A 17,825-nucleotide genomic window follows, 5' to 3' on the forward strand; every position below is an offset into this window, starting at 1 on the left:
CGTTCTACAAGGCCTGTTTCATAAAAGGACGGCGCCTGTCCGCAGGCAGGAAGCCCCGGACAGGCGCCGGCCCGTGTGCATGCAGATCTTAGTGAGGAGGAGGAGGACCTACACGCTTTTGCACGGGACTTAGAAGCTGAACTGGGCAGTCGCCGCGAAGACGCGCCCGTTCTTGTAGAAGGCGGTCGGCGCCGACTTGGTGCCGCTGTATGAGTAATACGTCGAATCCAGCAGGTTCTGGGCATTGGCCTGAACCGTGAAGTGCTCGTTGATCTTGTAGGAGATCGATGCGTCAAGCTGGTGATAGCCGTCGGTCGAATCCACCGAATTCAGGCGGCCGATGCCGGTGAAGTAGTGGCTGCGCCAGTTCCAGCTCACGCGCGCCTGGAACGGACCCTTTTCGAAGTAGGGGATCACGTTGATGGTGTGCTTCGAGAGGTAGGGCAGGTTCAGCACGTTGCCGTCGGCGTCCCGGCCGCCCTTCGCGTCAGCGAACGTGTAGTTCGTCAGGATGCCGAAGCCGCCCCAGATCGGGGTCTGGAAGCCCAGGGACACGCCGTTGACGGTGGCGTTCGAGGCATTGACCGGGCTGGAGACGATATAGGTCTCGTTCTGCTGGGTCAGGTTGTTGAACAGCACCTGCTGGCTCGTGGTGGTCACGATGTAGGACGAGATTTCGCGGCGGAAATACTCGGCCGAAAGCAGCGCGCTGTGTCCGAAGTACCATTCGGCCGAAAGCTCGTAGTTGGTGGAGGCGTAAGGCTTGAGGTCGGGGTTGCCGCCGCCTGCCGTCAGCTGCGTGTCGTTGCGGCTGAAGGCGCCGGCAAGCTGGCCGTAGCGTGGACGGGCGATGACCTTGGCGATCGAGCCGCGCAGCTTGAGCTGGTCGTTCACTTCCCAGCTCACGTTGATGCTGGGAAGGCCCTTCAGATAGTCGTTCGTGGCGCGGGTCGGCGTGTAGGTGTCGTTTTCGGCGGTGTAGAGGTAATAGTCCGAAACGTCCTGGGTATAGACCGCCCGGTAACCCACGTTGCCGCGGATCGGGCCGGTTTCGAAGTCGAGCTGCACATAGGCGGCGGCCGATTTCTCACGGACCTTGAACGAGGTTCCTTCGTCGAGGCCGGTATCGACGTAGATGCCGTTGTTCAGCGTGTCGATGACGTCGCCGCTGTGCAGCGTCGCGAACTGGTTGGCGTTGCCGCCGGAGCCCAGGCCGCTGAACAGCCCCGATGGCGTCAGGGTGTAGTCGTAGTCGGCAAGGCTGATCGGATCGGTCAGGTAGACCTGCGATCCGGTGGCGCGCAGGCTGTTGACGTGATCCGATGCCTTCACGCCCATGCGCACGGACTTGAAGAAGCCGTCGTCCACGTCCAGCTTGGCGTCGAACTGGCCGTAATGCTCCTTGTCGCGCTGGCGCGAGGTGGCGATGCCGCCGATCTGGTATGCCTGGATGGTGCTGCCGTCCGGCAGCGTGACATCGCGCAGGTCCGAGCGGAAGAACGCGGTGGGGTCGGTCGGCGGGGTGGAGAACGTCACCGAAGTCTGGTTCTGCCCGTAGCTGTAGCTGAAGGGCATGTTGGACTGGAGGTTCATCAGGTATTCGGGGTTGGTGCCGCCCGTGGCCTTGGTCCAGCCCACGTTGCCCGACAACGTCAGGCGATCGGTTGCCTTCCACATGGTGTCGAGATTGTAGCTGTCCGTCCGCACCTTGGTCTTGCGGTAGTTCATGTCCAGCTGCGAACTGGTGGAGGGCAGGTTGGTCGCGCCGAAGGATGCGTCCGTGACGAGCCCGTTGGAGATCGTTGCCGATTCCAGCGCGCCGGCGGCCCACGTCGGAACCACGTACTGCGACTGGCTGAAGTTGTTGTAGGTGCCTTCGATGTGAAGGCCGGTAAGGTTGAATTCGAGGCGGTCGCTGGGCGCCCATTGCACGGCGAACTGGCCGCCGATGCGCTCGCGCGTCTGCTTGAAATAGGCGTGGTTGATGCCGTAGGGATAACGGGCGTTGGCCAGGTCTTCGGCGGTCCCGCCGGTCAGCACTGCGTTCGGGTTGTTCAGCGTGACGTTGCCGTCGGCATCGGTGGACGTGAAGTCCGAGCCGCTGTTGTAGCCGAAGTACTCGACGCCTGCACGGGCCAGCGAATCCCGGTCGTAAGTGCCCGCCACCAGGATGCCGAAGGTCGCGCTGTCGTTCTTCCAGCTGTAGAGCAGCGAGCCTCGCGGATTGCCGATTTCGGAGCGATCGTTGTAGCCGTAGCCGATCGAGCCGTTGATGGTGTTCTTGTCGAGATCGAGCGGCTTGCGCGTGCGCACGATCACGGTGCCGCCCAGCGAACCTTCGTCGATCCGCGGTTCGGGGGACTTGAACACCTCGATCTGCGAGACGATTTCCGGCGCCAGCAACGAGTAGTTGAAGGTACGGCCGGTCACGTCGCCGGAATTGCCGCCCCAGTCTGCCGAAGCGATGGTGTGACCGTCGATCAGGACGCGGTTGAGCGCCGGGTCGGTGCCCTGGATGGAGACGCGCTCGCCGATGCCGAACTGGCGGTCCACGCTGACGCCGGGGATGTGGGACAGCGATTCCGCGACGTTGCGGTCAGGAAACTTGCCGATGCCTTCGGCGGTGATGACATCGACCACGGCGTCCGCATTGCGCTTCACGTTGATCGCGTTCGTCAGTGCGCCGCGGATTCCGCTGACCACGATCGCGTCCTGGTCGTTCTGGTCCTGCGGGGCTTCCTGTGCAAAGGCGGGGGCGGCGAAGCCCATGGTGGCGCTCGTCGCCAGCAGCATTGCGCGTGCTAGTTTCATCATAGTTTTCCTCATGACCCGAACCCGTGAGCGCGCCGTGACGTTATGTTTGCGGAAATGCGTGCCCGATAACTTCCTGCGGACAATGCCAATACAAAGCCAATGTCCTAATTCAATGTCACCAAAATAGATCCTCCTGTCCACCGTAAATTTCTTCTTGCGTGCCGAGGTGGTCGAAAATTGGCGGGAATGGTGGGAAAATGGGAGGTTGCGGCGGCTGGGCTGGCTGTTGGCGGCATTGGCTTTGCGGTGGAACGGGATGGCGCGTCGGGCCAAAGTATGTCCAATTTCCGACAGTGCGAATCGCCGGCCGTGACGGGGCCGGATGTCTTTTGGAAGGGGCGAAGTGCTCGAAATCTGTGTCGAAGATGCCGCCGGTCTTGCTGCCGCTGTCGCCGGGGGTGGCGGCCGGGTGGAGCTTTGCAGCGCGCTGGCGCTGGGCGGGCTGACGCCGCCGCGTTCGCTGGTCCGGCTGGCGGCGCAGGCGCCGATTCCCGTCCATATGCTCTGCCGCCCGCGAGAGGGCGATTTCGTCTACGGGCCGCAGGAAACCGCGCAAGTCTGCGACGATATCGATCTGGCCGCGGAAGCGGGGCTGGCGGGAATCGTCATCGGGGCGGGCGCTGCGGGCGGACTTGACCTGGCGGTTCTCGGCACCTGGCTCGATCATGCCCGGCGGGCGGGAACGGCACGCGGGGCGCGGCTTTCGCTGACCCTCCACCGCGTTTTCGACGTGCTGGACGACATGGAAAACGGACTGGAGCAGGCGGTGGCGATGGGGTTTGACCGGATTCTGACGTCCGGCGGCGCGGTGCGGGCGCCCGAGGGGGTGCGGATGCTTGCGCATCTCCATGAACTGGCCGCCGGGCGCATCGTGATTCTGGCCGGATCGGGGGTCTCGGCCGAGGCGGTGCCGGCGCTGCGCGCGGCCGGAATCGAGGAGTTTCACGCCTCCTGCCGCACCCCCGGCACGGCGACGACGGCATCGGGGCGGCTGGAAGAACTGGGCTTCCAGAAGGGAAACCGGCCGGTGACGGACGCTGCCGAGGTGTCCCGGCTGCAGGCTGCCATCGCGCGTGGGCAAGGCGGGTTGAACGACACCTAAAAGGGGTAGAGCGACACGCAGCGACCGCTGGCGAGGGTGGTGCCGGAAGAAAAACGCGCTTGCCCTTGCGAAACCAATTGCGCATCGCCTGCAGTTGGGGAATACCAATATAGAACTTATGTAGATATTGGTAAGCAGACGCTCCCGTCTGGCGCTTTTCCGCCGACCGGGGGCGGTGCGAAGGAGATTTCGCCGCAATGCAATCCGAAGTTGCTCATCCGTCCCAGTCGCTCATGGCCCGCGAGACCGCCGAGGCGCCGCAGGCCGTTCGCGCGTTCCTGGCCCGCAACCAGGACACTCTCGCATCGCTTGCGCAGGACCTGCGCGGCAGCCCGCCTTCGGTGGTGGTGACCTGTGCGCGCGGATCGTCCGACAACGCGGCGACTTACGCCAAATACCTGATCGAGACGCTGGCCGGTGTGCCGGTGTCCTCTTCCGCGCTCAGCGTTTCGTCGGTGTTCGGCGCCGAGATGCAGCCGGGCCGCGTGCTCGTGATCGCCATTTCGCAAAGTGGCCGTAGCCCCGACCTGCTCGCGGCGGTCGAGGCGCATCGCCGTGCGGGTGCCCGCGTCGTCGCGCTGGTGAATGACGAGACCGCCCCGCTTGCCGATCTGGCGCAGTGGGTGCTGCCGCTTCACGCCGGGCCGGAGAAGTCCGTTGCGGCCACCAAGTCCTACATCGCCTCGCTTGCCGGGGTCGCCGCCATCGTCGCGCAGTGGACCGGCGACGCCGCGCTGACGGAGGCGCTCGGCAGGCTTCCCGATGCGCTGGCCATTGCCGCCGGCACCGCGCCGTTCGATCTGGTCGAACGGCTTTCCGCAGCGACGAACCTTTTCGTGATCGCGCGCGGATACGGCTTCGGCATCGCCCAGGAAGGCGCGCTGAAGCTCAAGGAAACCTGCGGTCTTCATGCCGAAGCCTATAGCGCCGCCGAAGTGCGCCACGGCCCGATGACGATCATCAACGAAGGCTTTCCCATCGTAGCCTTCGCCACGTCCGACGCCAGCGGCGAAAGCGTGCGCGATGCCGCGCGCGAATTTGCCGGGCGCGGTGCGCAAGTCGCGCTGCTCGATGCCGAGGCACCCTTCGGCGAAGGCACGCTGGCCGCGCTTGCGGGCCATGCGGCGCTGGAACCGCTGCTGATGATCCAGTCCTTCTACCCGCAAGTGAACGCACTTTCGCTGGCGCGCGGGCTGGACCCGGACAATCCGGCCCACTTGCGCAAGGTAACCGAGACCCTGTGATGAAAACCGCCTTCGTCAACGGCAACGTCTATCTGGATCGCGCCTGGGCGCGCGATGCCGTGGTGACGGTGGAGCAGGGGCGCATCCTGGCCGCGCAGCGCGGGACGGAAGCCGACGAAATCGTCGATCTCGACGGTGGCTGGCTGGTGCCGGGCTTCATCGACGTGCAGGTGAACGGCGGCGGCGGCGTGCTGCTCAACGATGCGCCGACCGTGGCGGGAATCGCCGCGATCGCCGCCGCCCATGCGCGGTTCGGGACGACCGCCATGCTGCCCACGCTCATCAGCGCGACGCCTGACGTGATCGCGGCGGCGCTGGACGCGACGGACGAGGCGATTTCGGCCGGGGTGCCCGGTTGCATCGGCATTCACGTCGAAGGGCCGGTGCTCAACGCGAAGCGTCGCGGCATCCATACCGAGGGCAACTTGCGCCGGCTGGACGATGCCATGGTGGACCTGTTGACCCGCCCCCGCGCCGGCAAGGTACTGTTCACCATCGCGCCGGAATATCTTCACGCCGATCAGGCCCGTGCGCTGACCGGCGCCGGGGTGGTGCTCGCGATGGGGCATTCCGACGCCGATTACGAAACCGCGCGTGCCGCCTTCGACATGGGCGTTACCGGGGTCACTCACTTGTTCAATGCCATGTCGGCGCTTCATCACCGCAACCCCGGCATGGTGGGCGCGGCGCTGGAGAACCGCACGGCCTGGTGCGGGCTGATCGCCGACGGCTACCATGTCCATCCCGCCGCGATGCGCGTGGCGCTGGCGAGCCGCCCGCTCGAGCGCTTCATGCTGGTGACGGACGCGATGCCCTGCGTGGGATCGGACCTTGCCAGCTTCGAACTGGACGGCCGCGAGATCACCGTGGCGGAAGGGCGCTGCGTGGGCGCGGACGGCACGCTGGCGGGCGCGTCGCTCGACATGGCGGGCGCCGTGCGTAATGCCGTGGACATGGCGGGACTTTCGGTGGCGCAGGCGGTTGACATGGCCAGCGTGCAGCCGGCGGAATTTCTGGGCCTCGGTGCGGAACGGGGCGTGATCGCCGCCGGATATACCGCCGATTTCGTCCATCTCGATCGCGCCATGGCGCCGCAGGCGACATGGATCGCCGGCGAACGGGCATTCTGATATCGATTTCTGGAGACAAGCCAAAACTATGACTGCCTCCGTTTCTTCCATGACTGCCGAGCGGGCCATGACTCCCGCCGGGCACACCATCGTCGTCACGGCTCCGCTGGAGGGCTGGCTGGCGCCGCTGGCCGAAATTCCCGATCCGGTCTTCGCCGGGGGGATGCTGGGCGACGGCGTGGCCATCGATCCCACCGGCGGCATGCTTCACGCACCTTGCGCGGGAACGGTGGCCTCGCTTGCGGCGACCGGCCATGCCGTGACCCTGCGCCTTGAAGGCGGGGCGGAACTGCTGCTCCATCTCGGTGTCGATACCGTGGCGATGGGCGGGCGCGGTTTCACGCGGCTGGTGGCGCAGGATCAGGTCGTGGCGGCGGGCGATCCGCTGGTGCGGTTCGATCTCGATGCCGTGGTGACCGGCGCGGCCAGCGCGATGACGCCGGTGCTCCTGCTCGCCGGTGAGGAATGGACGCTGGAATCGAAGCGCGATCCCGGCCCGGTCAAGGTGGGCGATGTGGTGATGGCGCTGCGCCGCGTTTCGGGGACCGGCGCTGCCATGGGCGAGGCTGCCGGATCGCCGGACGAGGAACTGGTGCGCGAACTGCCGGTTCCGCTGCGCCACGGCATTCACGCCCGCCCGGCCGCGCGCCTGCGGCAGGTGGCGACGTCGTTCGAGGCGGTGGTCCGCATGGAAATCGCGGGCAAGTCCGCAAGCCTGCGCAGCCCGGTTGGCGTGCTGGCCCTTGGCGTCAGGCTGGGAGACCGTATTTCGCTTCACGCGCGCGGCAGGCAGGCGGGCGAAGTGCTCGACGCGCTGGAGGCCCTGATCGCCAGCGGCATGGGCGAACTGGCCCACGCCGATGAACAGCCCCCCGCACAGCCGGTGCGCGTGGCGGCTCCGGCGGCGCAGCGCCGGGTCACGCAGATCGCGCCCGACGGCACCCTGACAGGCGTGGTTGCCGCGCCGGGCGTGGCCGTGGGCGAGGCGGTCCGCTATCGCCTCGGCGAGGTGGAGGTTTCCGAAGGTTCCGGCGATCCCGCGACCGAGCGCGGCCTGCTGGATGAAACGCTGGCGGCGCTGCGCGCGAAGATCGCGCAGGAAAGCGAAGGCGCGCCGCCCCATGCCGCGTCGATCCTCGCCGCCCATGCGGTGATGCTGGAGGACGAGGACCTGCTCGCCGCCGCGCATGAGGCCATCGCGAAAGGCGACAGCGCGGGTGCGGGCTGGCGGCTCGCCATCGGCACGCAAGTCGATCTCCTGCTGCGTTCGGGCGATGCGCGCCTTGCCGAGCGCGTGGACGACATGCGCGATCTGGAACGGCAGGTGCTTTGCGCGCTGATCGGCGGCGATGCCGCCGGCTTCGCGCTGCCGCAGGATGCCGTGCTGATCGCCGAGGATCTGCTGCCCTCCCAGCTCATGGCGCTCGATCCCGAGCGGCTGGCGGCGATCTGCCTCGTCAACGGCGGGCCGACGTCGCATGTCGCGATCCTTGCGGCCGGGCTCGGCGTGCCGATGCTGGTGGCGATGGGCAGCGCGCTGGACGATATTGCCGAGGGCGCGGTTCTGGTGGTCGATGCCGCTGCCGCGCGGCTCGAAACCGGCGCCTCGGCGGAGCGGATCGCCGGGGTTCGCGATCAGCTTGCCCTGCAGGCCGCTCGCCGCGCCGCCGCGCTCGAAGCGCGGGGGCCGTGCCACACCGCGGACGGCACGCGGATCGAGGTCTTCGCCAACCTCGGCTCGCTGGCCGATGCGCGGCAGGCGATGGCGAACGGCGCGGAAGGCTGCGGCCTGCTGCGCAGCGAATTCCTCTTCGTGGAGCGAGCGCAGGCGCCGGGCGCCGGTGAGCAGTTGGAGACGTACCAGGCCATTGCCGATGCGCTGGAGGGCCGTCCGCTGATCGTGCGCCTGCTCGATATCGGCGGCGACAAGCCCGCGCCGTTCCTGCCGATGCCGGCCGAGGAAAACCCGGCGCTGGGCCTGCGCGGCATTCGCGTCGGCCTTGCCTATCCCGAATTGCTGGAAGCGCAGGTCGAGGCGATCCTCAGCGTGCGTCCTGCCGGACAATGCCGGATCATGGTGCCGATGGTGGCCAGCCTGTCCGAACTGCGCGCCGTGCGCGGTGTGGTGGACGGCGTGGCGACGCGTCTGGGCCTTGCCGGGCCGGTGTCGCTGGGCATCATGGTGGAGACTCCCGCCGCCGCCGCAACCGCGGACATCCTTGCGCGGGAGGCCGATTTCCTCTCGGTGGGGACGAACGATCTCACCCAGTATGCGCTGGCGATGGACCGGGGCAATGCGGCGGTGGCTTCGGCCATCGACGGGCTCCACCCGGCGGTGCTGCGCCTGATCGCGCTCACTTGCGAGGGAGGGGCGCGGCATGGCCGCTGGACCGGCGTCTGCGGCTCGCTGGCGTCGGACCCGCTGGCGGTGCCGCTGCTGCTGGGCCTCGGCGTGGGCGAGCTTTCGGCAACGCCCGCGCAAGTGCCCGATATCAAGGCGCTGGTGACCGGGCTCGACATGGAACGCTGCCGCGCGCTGGCCGCGCGTGCGCTGGAATGCGGCTCGGCGGGCGAAGTGCGTGCGCTTGTACGCGAATTTCTGAAGGAGCAGGGGGCATGAGGCGGGTTCTCGAAACGTTGCAGCCGCTGGGCCGTGCGCTCATGCTGCCGATCGCGGTGCTTCCGGTTGCGGGGCTGCTGCTGCGGCTGGGCCAGCCGGACCTGCTCGACATTGCGCTGCTGAGCGCGGCGGGCGATGCGCTGTTTTCGCACCTCGGGCTGCTGTTCTCCATCGGCGTCGCCACCGGCTATGCGCGCGACGGCAACGGCGCGGCCTGCCTTGCCGGCATTGTCTGCTTCCTCGTCGCCACCGAAGGCGCCAAGGTGCTGATGCCGGTGCCGCCGGGCATCGATCCCGCGCTTTCGAAAGAGGCTTTCGCGGCAGCGGTGGCGGCGGCGAAGAGCCAGGCCATCGGGCGGCTCGACGTGCCGATCGGCATCGTCTCCGGCCTGGTCGGCGGGCTGTTCTACAACCGGTTCTCGGCCATGAAGCTGCCCGAATACCTGGCCTTCTTCGGTGGGCGCCGGTTTGTTCCGATCGTTTCGGGCGTGGCCGGACTGGTCATCGCCAGCCTTGTCGGCCTTGGATTCCAGCCCATCGTCACCGGGATCGACGGGGTGAGCCACGGCATCACCGGGCTGGGCGGCTTCGGACTGTTCCTGTTCGGCCTCATCAACCGGCTCCTGCTGGTGACCGGGCTGCACCATGTCTTCAACAACCTGTTCTGGTTCGTCTTCGGCGATTTCGACGGCGCCCACGGCGATATCCGCCGCTTCTTCGCGGGCGATCCCACCGCCGGAAGCTTCATGACCGGCTTCTTCCCGGTCATGATGTTCGGCCTGCCAGCCGCCTGTCTCGCGATGTACCGCGCGGCCCGGCCCGAGCGGCGCAAGGCGGTGGGCGGCATGTTCTTCAGCCTCGCGCTGACCTCGCTGCTGACCGGTGTGACCGAGCCGATCGAGTTCAGCTTCATGTTCCTCGCCCCGGTGCTCTACGCCATCCACGCGGTGCTCACCGGCATTTCGATGTGGCTCACCGATGCGCTGGGCATGCATCTGGGCTTCGGATTTTCGGCAGGACTGTTCGACTATGTGCTGAACTTCGGCAAGGCGACACGCCCGCTGCTGCTGCTGCCGGTGGGCCTCGTCTACTTCGCGGTCTATTACGGTGTCTTCGCTTTCGCGATCCGCAAGCTGGACCTCAAGACCCCCGGCCGCGAGGAAGAGGATGCCGCTGCGCCCGCCGCGAGCGAGGCTTCGGCAGAGCAGACGCGCGGGCACGCCTATCTTGCGGCGCTGGGCGGCAGCGGCAACCTCCTGGAGGTTTCCGCCTGCACCACGCGCCTGCGCCTCATCATCGCCGATCACGGCGCGGTGGACGAGGCGCGGCTGAAGGCGCTGGGTTCACGCGGGATCGTGCGCCCTTCGGACAAGGCGCTGCAGGTGATCCTCGGCCCGGTTGCCGATATCGTCTCGGTCGAGATCCGCGAGGCCATCGCGGCGGGACCTGCCCCGCTGTCGAAGCCGGTGACGGCCCCGGCAGTCACCGAAGCCGCCGCGCAGCTCCAGCTTCCGGCGAACCTTGCACAGGCCCTTGGCGGCGAGGGGAATTTGCGCGGCGCGGCGCGCTATGGCAACCGCCTCAGGGTCGAGCTTGGCGATCCGGAAATGATCGACGATGCGGCGCTGGTCGCTGCTGGAGTACGCGGCGTGGGCGCGACGGAAGGCCCGGCCATCCACTTGCTGTTTGCCGCCGCCGATCTGGACCGGATGGCAGCCTGACACCTGCCCTAACGCGCCCCGTCCCATTCGGCGGGGCGCGTGCGGGCCATATGGTCCGCAATGCGCTGGCGCTGCAGCGGCTCGGCCATATCGGCGCGAACGGTGTAGAAGGCGCTGAGGAAGGCCCGGTCCGCGGCAGTCAGGCCGGGCGGTGCATCGGCATCTCCCTGCGACGTGAACAGCGTCAGGATCGTTGGCGGCCCTTCCGCGCGGATTTCGCCCAGATGCGCGCCGGTGAGACCGCGAATTGCCGCATAGTCTGCCACTTGCCGCAAGTCGCGGTCGGCCATGGCTTCGCGGTCGATCAGAACGACGGAACTGACGATATCGCGGCGCGTGGTTGACGACAGGCGCGTTGACGTCTCCGTCTTCAAGGTCGTCACGCCGGTTGGCGAATAGCTGGGACGGTCACCGTCGCGGCTGCGGATTGCGGCCTTGATCCAGGCCCGGACGGGGCCGGGTTGTTCGAGAATGCGGCGGATATCGGCGCGCGATTGCCCGATCATGGCACCGGATCGCCCGTGGGACAGCCTCTGCACTGCCGCCCGGCTATCCTCCACGAAAACCACCATCAGGTTCGGTGCGCAACCTGCCGCTGCGACGGGCAAGCCTGCCGATGCGGCCACTTCGGCAATCCGGTCGATCACGACCTCGCCCGCCTCCGCAGGCAGTCCGGCGCTGCCGACGCAAAGCGGGTATGTGAACCGGGCCAGCGGCTCGTCGCTTTGGGCCGGGATGGCCATTTGCGCGACGAAGCGGTGGGCGGATTCCCTGGCGTCGGTCGCGGCGCAAGCCGTGGCCGGAACGAGAGCGGCGACTGCCCAAAGGCAGCCGGAAACGATGTTCATGCCAGTTCCCCTTTACGAAAGGGAAGTTACTGCATCCGCTCTCTTTTTCAAGTCGCTCAGGGGGTGACGTAGACGCGCCCCACCAATCCGCTCGGGTTGCCCTCGGTCGCCGCCACCAGCACGGCCAGCGTGCGCGGCCCCGGGCCTGGAGGGATCGCCGCCGTCAGTGCGGCAGGTGCCGCATCGGTCTTGCGCGCGGCCAGTTTGCCGTCGAGCCAGATTTCGGCGGCTCCCGCTATCCCGGCAAAGTGCAAGGTGCCGCCTTCTGCGGCGACCTTCTTCCACGGCGTGAAGCGGGTGCGATAACTGCGCCATCCGGCGCTTCCCGCAGGCGCGGCCACGCCCGGGCGCACGAAGTCCCACGAGTTGTTGTCGCCGTCCACCGGGGCCAGCGCCGGATCGGGCTTCTGCGGGAACAGGGCCGAGCGGCGCCAGTCGGTGATCGCCATTTCCGCCGGGACGACCGGGACTTGCGCGCGCGGTTCGCGCGGCGCCCGGGCGAGGCTGAGACGCGCGGAACGCAGGCCGCCTGCGCTTGCTTCCAGCGTGAGCCGCTGGCCGCTGGCATCGCCTTGGACGATGACCTGTGCAAGACCGTTGAACAGGGCGCGCTTGCTGCCCTTTTCGCTTGCATGGTCGTTGGGGTTGCCGTTGCCGAGGCCAATGATGTGCCCGCCTGAAATAGCGAACTCCACCGGCAGGTTGGCGGTGGGAACATGGCGTCCGCGTGCATCCACGCAGTCCACGGTGATCGCCTGCACGTCCTCGCCGTCGCTGGCCAGCGCCTGCCGGGCGGGCGTCAGGCGCAGGGCAACCGGCGCGCCCACGGTTTCGTGGACGGCGCGGGCCACGACCTTGCCGCCGCGCAGCGCCAGCGCCTCGATCCGGCCGGGGCGGTAGGGCACCTGGAAGGTGTGGCCCATGATCCGGTCGGCGGCGGGCACGCGCTCGATCACTTCGCCGTTCAGCCGCAGTTCGATGGCCTCGGCATTGGTGATCGCGAAGACCTCCAGCGTCTGCCCTTCGCGGCCCGGTCGCTCGTATTCGGGCCAGGTCCAGTGCGGCGCCAGCCAGATCACCGGGGCATCGTCGCGCCAGTGGGCGGAATGGATGCCGAAGGCGGTCTTGGGGAAGCCGCAAAGGTCCATGATGCCGAAGAAGCTGCTGGTCGAAGGCCAGGCATAAGGCGTCGGCTCGCCGTGATAATCGAAGCCGGTCCAGACGAAGCCGCCCGCCACGAAGGGGCGCTCGGCGATCATCTTCCACGTCTCGCGGTGGGTCGCGCCCCAGGAGGCTGCCTCCTTGTCGAACGAGGCGATGACCTGCTGCGCCGGGATGCTCTCGAAGGCGCCGCGCGTTTCGTAGGCGCTGGTGTCCTCTGAACTGGTGATCGGCTTGTCCGGGTGAAGGGCATGGAACTTGTCGTAGTCGCCCTGGTAATAGTTGAAGCCCATGACGTCGACGACGGTGGAGACGTTCTCGGGATTGTAGAACGAACCGTTCATCGCCGCCGTGACGGGGCGCTGCGTATCCAGCCTGTGCACGGCCTTGCGCATCCGGCGCACCATTTCCACGCCCGCATGGGTGCCCTGCATCGGCTCCTCGTTGAACACCGACCAGAGCACGATCGAGGCATGGTTGCGATCGCGGCGGACCATCCATTCGAGCTGCGCCAGATAGTCCGGCGCGGGGTTGAAAAGGCGGTTCTCGCCCATGACCACGAAGCCCAGCCGGTCGCACCAGTCCAGCACTTCCTTGGCGGGGGCATTGTGCGACATGCGGATGGCGTTGCAGCCCATCGCCTTCAGCCGCTGCAACCGCCAGAGCGCCAGCGCGTCGGGGATGGCGGTGCCGACGCCGGTATGGTCCTGGTGGATGCACACGCCCTTGAGCTTGGTCTCCACGCCGTTGAGCACCATGCCCCGCGCGGGATCGAAGCGCACCGTGCGGAAGCCGATGAACTGGCGCCGCGTATCCACGACCTGGCCTTCGTGCAGCAGGTCCACCTCGACGCTGTAGAGCACCGGGCTGTCGGGCGACCAGAGCTTCACCGCGCCGGGCGCGAGCTGGGCGGTGACTTTTGCCTGTTCCAGCGGCGCGACCGCGGCGCTGCCGCGCGTGCGGTGGATTTCGCGGCCTTCGGGGTCGAGCAGACGGGCGGCGATCTCGGCCTGTCCGGTGTCTTCGCCGACGTTCGACAGGCTGACTTCCACCGGCACGTGCCAGGTGCCGTCGTCCTGATGGACCGGATCGCAATAGAGCCCGTCCGTCTCGATCGACAGGGCAGGGCGGCTGACCAGCCAGACATGGCGGTAAAGCCCCGCGCCTTCGTACCACCAGCCCTCTCGCGCGGCGGCATCGACGCGCACGGCGATCCAGTTCACCTCGTCGCCGAAGCGGGCGAAGGGGGTGAGGTCGACGATGACGCTGCTGTAGCCCGACCAGGAGTGGGCCACTTCGCTGCCGTTGATCCATATCGTGGCATGGGTGGCGATACCGTCGAAATGGAGTTCGAGGCGGCGGCCTTTCTGGCTTTCGTCCAGCCGCAGCAGGCGGCGATACCAGCCGATCCCGCGCGGGCGGTAGCCTTGCGAGACATTGGCGTTTTCGCTCACGTCCTGCGCAATGGCCCAGTCATGCGGGAGGTCTACCGTCTGCCAGTCGGAATCGTCGAAGGCCAGCGCCGCCGCGCCGCGCGCATTGCCGGCCTTGACCGAGAGGTAGGTGGCGTTGTGGTCGGTGGGTTCGGGTACCGGCACCTCGCCCTCGTGGAAGCGCCAGCCGCGTTCGAGCAGGGTGCGCGAGGGGTCTGTTTCGGGCAGGCGGGGCGAGGGGCCGGGAAGCGGGGCCGGCATCGGCAGCCCGTCGGCCATGCCCGGTCCGAAGGCCGGGGCGGGAGCGGCAAGGGTCGAAGGCGAAAAGGCGGGCAGAAGGGTGGCGACGGCGCCCGTGGAGGCGCCGCGCAGCAGCAATTCTCGGCGTTTCATGAACCCTCGATCAGCTCGGCGACAAAGTCGTAGGAGTCGCCGCGATAGTAGGAGCGGGTGAATTCGACGGTGCGGCCGTCGCGCAGGAAGCCGTGACGCTCGATCAGGAGGCCGGCATGGCCGGATTCCACGCCGAGCATCCGCGCGTGCTCGGCCCCGAAAGGCACCGCGCGCAGGCGCTGGAGTGCGCGAACCGGGCGGTTGCCGCTCTTTTCCAGCGCGGCGTAAAGCGAATCCCCGACGACATCGAGGCTGGCGAGGCAGTACCCCGCGATCGTCGAGATTTCGAGCGCGAGCGGCTCGTCGTCGGCATAGCGGATGCGGGTGAAACGCAGGACGGTGCTGCCCGGCGCCAGGCCCAGCGCCATCGATTCCTCTGGGTTGACCGGCCCGGTCATGCGCGAGACCCAGGCGCTGGAGGCCCGCTTGCCGCGCGCTTCCATGTCCTCGCTGAACGAGGTCAGCTTCGAGAAGCTCTTTTCCACGCGGGACGCCACGAAAGTTCCGGCGCCGCGCCGCCGCGTCAGCAGGCCTTCCTCGACCAGACCGGCGATCGCCTTTCGCACGGTGATACGCGAAACGTCATACTCGATCGCGAGATTGCGTTCGGGCGGAATCGCTTCGTTCTGGTCCAGCACGCCTTCGGATATCGCATCGCGGATGAGCTGCTGGAGCTGGATGTACAGCGGCGCAGCATTGTCTTCCCGCAGGCGACCGATCCGGTCGGAAAATGACATTCGATCCCCCTTCGGTCCATTCTCTGCGAATGGCTTTACATTGGTCATGTCGCGCTGACAATCGCAGCAAATGGTCGCAGTTCAAGCCCAATTCGCAGGAATAGAATAAGACCTATTGCGGGAAAGGATATATTTTGGTTACGTTGCCTGCTCTGGTCACAAGAAAACGAGGGGCAGGTATGGGCACGACGGCAAAGGGATATCGGCAGCTGCGGACCGGAGGCGTGGTCACCGCCTCGATCCTTGCGGCACTGGCTTTTTCGGCTCCCGCGCAGGCCGCGCCTCTGGCGCTTACGCCGTGGCCCGCTTCCGTCGAGCAGGGCAGCGGCAAGCTGCTGGTCGCATCCGGTTCGGTCATTGCCGTGCCCGCGGGCGATGCGGACGCGGCGGAAGCGGCGCAGCTCCTTGCAGACCATGTGAAACGCGCGAGCGGTCTTGTGCTTGACGCCGGTTCTGGGGCCGGTTCTGGGGCCGGTTCTGGGGCCGGTTCTGCGGCCGGTTCTTCCGGCGCAGCACCCATCCGCTTCGAGCGCGATGCCGCGATTTCCGGCGCCGAGGCCTACCGGCTGACGGTGACGTCCGGCGGCGCGGTGATCTCGGCATCGGGCAAGTCCGGCTTCATCTACGGCGCGATGACGCTGTTGCAGCTGCTGACGGCCGATGCCGGCTCTGCGGGCAAGAGCGCCTCGGTTCCCGTGCTCACCATCCAGGATTCGCCGCGCTTTTCGTGGCGCGGGGTGATGGTCGATCCCTCGCGGCACTTCCAGCCGATGGAATTGGTCTACGCCATCGTCGACCGCATGGTGGAAGTGAAGCTCAACACCCTGCACTTCCACCTTTCCGACGATCAGGGCTGGCGCTTCGAGGTCAAGCGCTATCCCGAACTCACCCGCATCGGCGCATGGCGCCTGCCGCCGGACACCGGCGGCGCCATCGGCCCCCGGTCGGGCGGGTTCTATACGCAGGAGCAGCTCAAGGCGCTGGTGGCCTATGCGGCGGAGCGCGGCATCACCGTGGTGCCCGAGATCGACCTGCCGGGCCATGCGCAGGCGCTCGTCGCGTCCTACCCCGAAGTGGGCGTGCTGGGCGACCGGCCTGCCGTTTCGCATGACTGGGGGGTCAATCCCTGGCTGTTCAACCCGAATGACGCGGGCATGACTTTCGTGCGCAACGTGCTGGACGAACTGATGGAGGTCTTCCCCTCGCAGTTCATCCATATCGGCGGCGACGAGGCGGTGAAGGACCAGTGGGAGCGTTCGCCCGAAGTCCAGTCGCAGATGCGCAAGCTGGGCATCAAGACCGAGAACGAGATGCAGAGCTGGATGATCGACCGGTTCGGCGAATATCTGGCGCAGCATGGCCGCCGCCTGATCGGCTGGGACGAGATCCTCGAAGGCGGCCTGCCCGCTTCGGCATCGGTGATGAGCTGGCGCGGAGAGCAGGGCGCGGTGGACGCGGCCAACGCCGGGCACGACGTGGTGCTGACGCCAGCGCCCAACCTCTATCTCGACAATCTTGAATCGACCCTGCCGGACGAAGCGCCGGGGCGCATTTCGATCCAGACGATGGAAGCGGTCTATCGCTACGACCCGATGCCCAAGGGCATCGATGCCGCCAAGGCCAAGCATGTGCTGGGCGTGCAGGGCAATGCCTGGAGCGAATATATCGTCACCCCCTGGCAGTTGCAGCACAAGCTGTTCCCGCGCGTGGGGGCGCTGGCCGAGACCGCATGGTCGCCCGTGGTCACCGGAGAGAAGGACTATCCCGGCTTCCTCGCGCGGCTGACGCCGCAGATCCAGCGCTGGAAGCAGGGCGGGTTCGAAGTGTCGGACAGCGCCTTCGGCGTGGCCTTCACGCCCACCCAGACCCGCGCAGCCCAGCTCGATGCGAAGAGCATCGGCGTGGCGCTGGCGAACCAGGCCTCCTACGGCACGATCCGCTACACGCTGGACGGCAAGGCGCCGGCGGCGAAATCGCCCGCTTATGCCAAGGCGCTTGTCGTGAAGCCGGGCACGGTCGTCACCGCCGCCAGCTTCGCGCCGGACGGCACGCAGCTTTCCGCCCCGCGCCGCTACGATACCGCGCGCGAGACGCTGCTGACCTCCACCGCCTCCACGCTGGTTGCCTGCCCGCGCGGGGCGCAGGGCCTGCGCGTGCCGCTCACCGCCGATGCGACGGCGAACGGCCCGGCCTACAACGTCAACATCTTCGACACCTGCCAGGCCGACGACCATGCGCCGCTGGCTCATGCGAAGACGATCACCGTCTCGGTCGCGCGGCTGCCGCGCAACTATGGCCTTGCGCATGAGGCATCGGCGCTGATCGAACACTTCGCGGTGACCACGCACGGGGAACTCGTCATCAGCGCGGGCTGCCGCGCGGCGGAAAAGGCCGCAAATCGCAAGCAGAAGGAACATGCGCCGATGCCCGGCGCAACGGTGCTGGCCACGTTCGCGCTGCCCGATCCCGACGCTTCGCCGCAGCAGTACACGTTCACCGCGAACCTGCCTGACCGGCCGGAGCTCAAGGACGAGGCCGACGTCTGCTTCCAGTTCACCTCGCCGCTTTCCGATCCGTTCTACGCGGTAGAGAAGGTGGTCTACGGGGAGAAGGCGAAGTGAG

Annotated in this window: 10 protein-coding genes; 6 read left to right on the plus strand and 4 right to left on the minus strand. The window is 67.3% G+C overall.

The annotated features are described in order from the left end of the window. Positions 1–129 precede the first annotated feature (129 nt). Positions 130–2,814: a TonB-dependent receptor gene (locus ACLIMP_RS18700; protein WP_443478810.1), complete on the minus strand. Its 2,685-nt coding sequence runs from the start codon at positions 2,812–2,814 to the stop codon at positions 130–132. 343 nt (positions 2,815–3,157) lie between these two features. On the opposite strand from ACLIMP_RS18700, the gene ACLIMP_RS18705 reads away from it, so the two are divergent. From ACLIMP_RS18705 to nagE, 5 genes are all read left to right on the plus strand, one after another. After that, complete coding sequence (locus tag ACLIMP_RS18705; protein WP_443478811.1) at positions 3,158–3,916, plus strand: copper homeostasis protein CutC; 759 nt, start codon at positions 3,158–3,160, stop codon at positions 3,914–3,916. Between the two features lie 197 nt (positions 3,917–4,113). Further along, positions 4,114–5,160 (plus strand): SIS domain-containing protein, encoded by a 1,047-nt coding sequence (locus ACLIMP_RS18710; RefSeq protein WP_324699472.1) that lies wholly within the window; start codon positions 4,114–4,116, stop codon positions 5,158–5,160. Further along, complete coding sequence (nagA, locus tag ACLIMP_RS18715) at positions 5,160–6,290, plus strand: N-acetylglucosamine-6-phosphate deacetylase (RefSeq protein ID WP_443478812.1); 1,131 nt, start codon at positions 5,160–5,162, stop codon at positions 6,288–6,290. The genes ACLIMP_RS18710 and nagA overlap by 1 nt, the downstream gene beginning before the upstream one ends. A 28-nt stretch (positions 6,291–6,318) precedes the next feature. Continuing rightward, positions 6,319–8,910, plus strand: a complete 2,592-nt coding sequence (gene ptsP, locus ACLIMP_RS18720) for a phosphoenolpyruvate--protein phosphotransferase (RefSeq protein WP_443478813.1) — start codon at positions 6,319–6,321, stop codon at positions 8,908–8,910. After that, positions 8,907–10,631 carry an N-acetylglucosamine-specific PTS transporter subunit IIBC gene (nagE, locus tag ACLIMP_RS18725; RefSeq protein WP_054435650.1) on the plus strand — a complete coding sequence of 575 codons (1,725 nt, stop codon included), beginning with the start codon at positions 8,907–8,909 and terminating at the stop codon, positions 10,629–10,631. Before ptsP ends, nagE begins: the two co-directional genes overlap by 4 nt. Before the next feature lie 8 nt (positions 10,632–10,639). On the opposite strand, the gene ACLIMP_RS18730 is transcribed toward nagE, so the two are convergent. The 3 genes from ACLIMP_RS18730 to ACLIMP_RS18740 are packed head-to-tail and all read right to left on the minus strand — an operon-like array spanning position 10,640 to position 15,203. Next, the gene (locus tag ACLIMP_RS18730) at positions 10,640–11,479 is read right to left on the minus strand and encodes a hypothetical protein (protein ID WP_185999539.1); all 840 of its coding nucleotides are present in this window, start codon (positions 11,477–11,479) and stop codon (positions 10,640–10,642) included. 56 nt (positions 11,480–11,535) lie between these two features. Then, the gene (galA, locus tag ACLIMP_RS18735) at positions 11,536–14,466 is read right to left on the minus strand and encodes a beta-galactosidase GalA (RefSeq protein ID WP_443478814.1); all 2,931 of its coding nucleotides are present in this window, start codon (positions 14,464–14,466) and stop codon (positions 11,536–11,538) included. Further along, positions 14,463–15,203, minus strand: coding sequence for a GntR family transcriptional regulator (locus ACLIMP_RS18740; RefSeq protein ID WP_054435645.1), 741 nt, complete (start codon positions 15,201–15,203; stop codon positions 14,463–14,465). Before ACLIMP_RS18740 ends, galA begins: the two co-directional genes overlap by 4 nt. Before the next feature lie 179 nt (positions 15,204–15,382). On the opposite strand from ACLIMP_RS18740, the gene ACLIMP_RS18745 reads away from it, so the two are divergent. Next, the gene (locus ACLIMP_RS18745; protein WP_443478815.1) at positions 15,383–17,824 is read left to right on the plus strand and encodes a beta-N-acetylhexosaminidase; all 2,442 of its coding nucleotides are present in this window, start codon (positions 15,383–15,385) and stop codon (positions 17,822–17,824) included. Position 17,825 lies beyond the last annotated feature (1 nt).

The sequence above is a fragment of the Novosphingobium aeonii genome (genome assembly GCF_052279045.1).
Lineage (GTDB): Bacteria > Pseudomonadota > Alphaproteobacteria > Sphingomonadales > Sphingomonadaceae > Novosphingobium.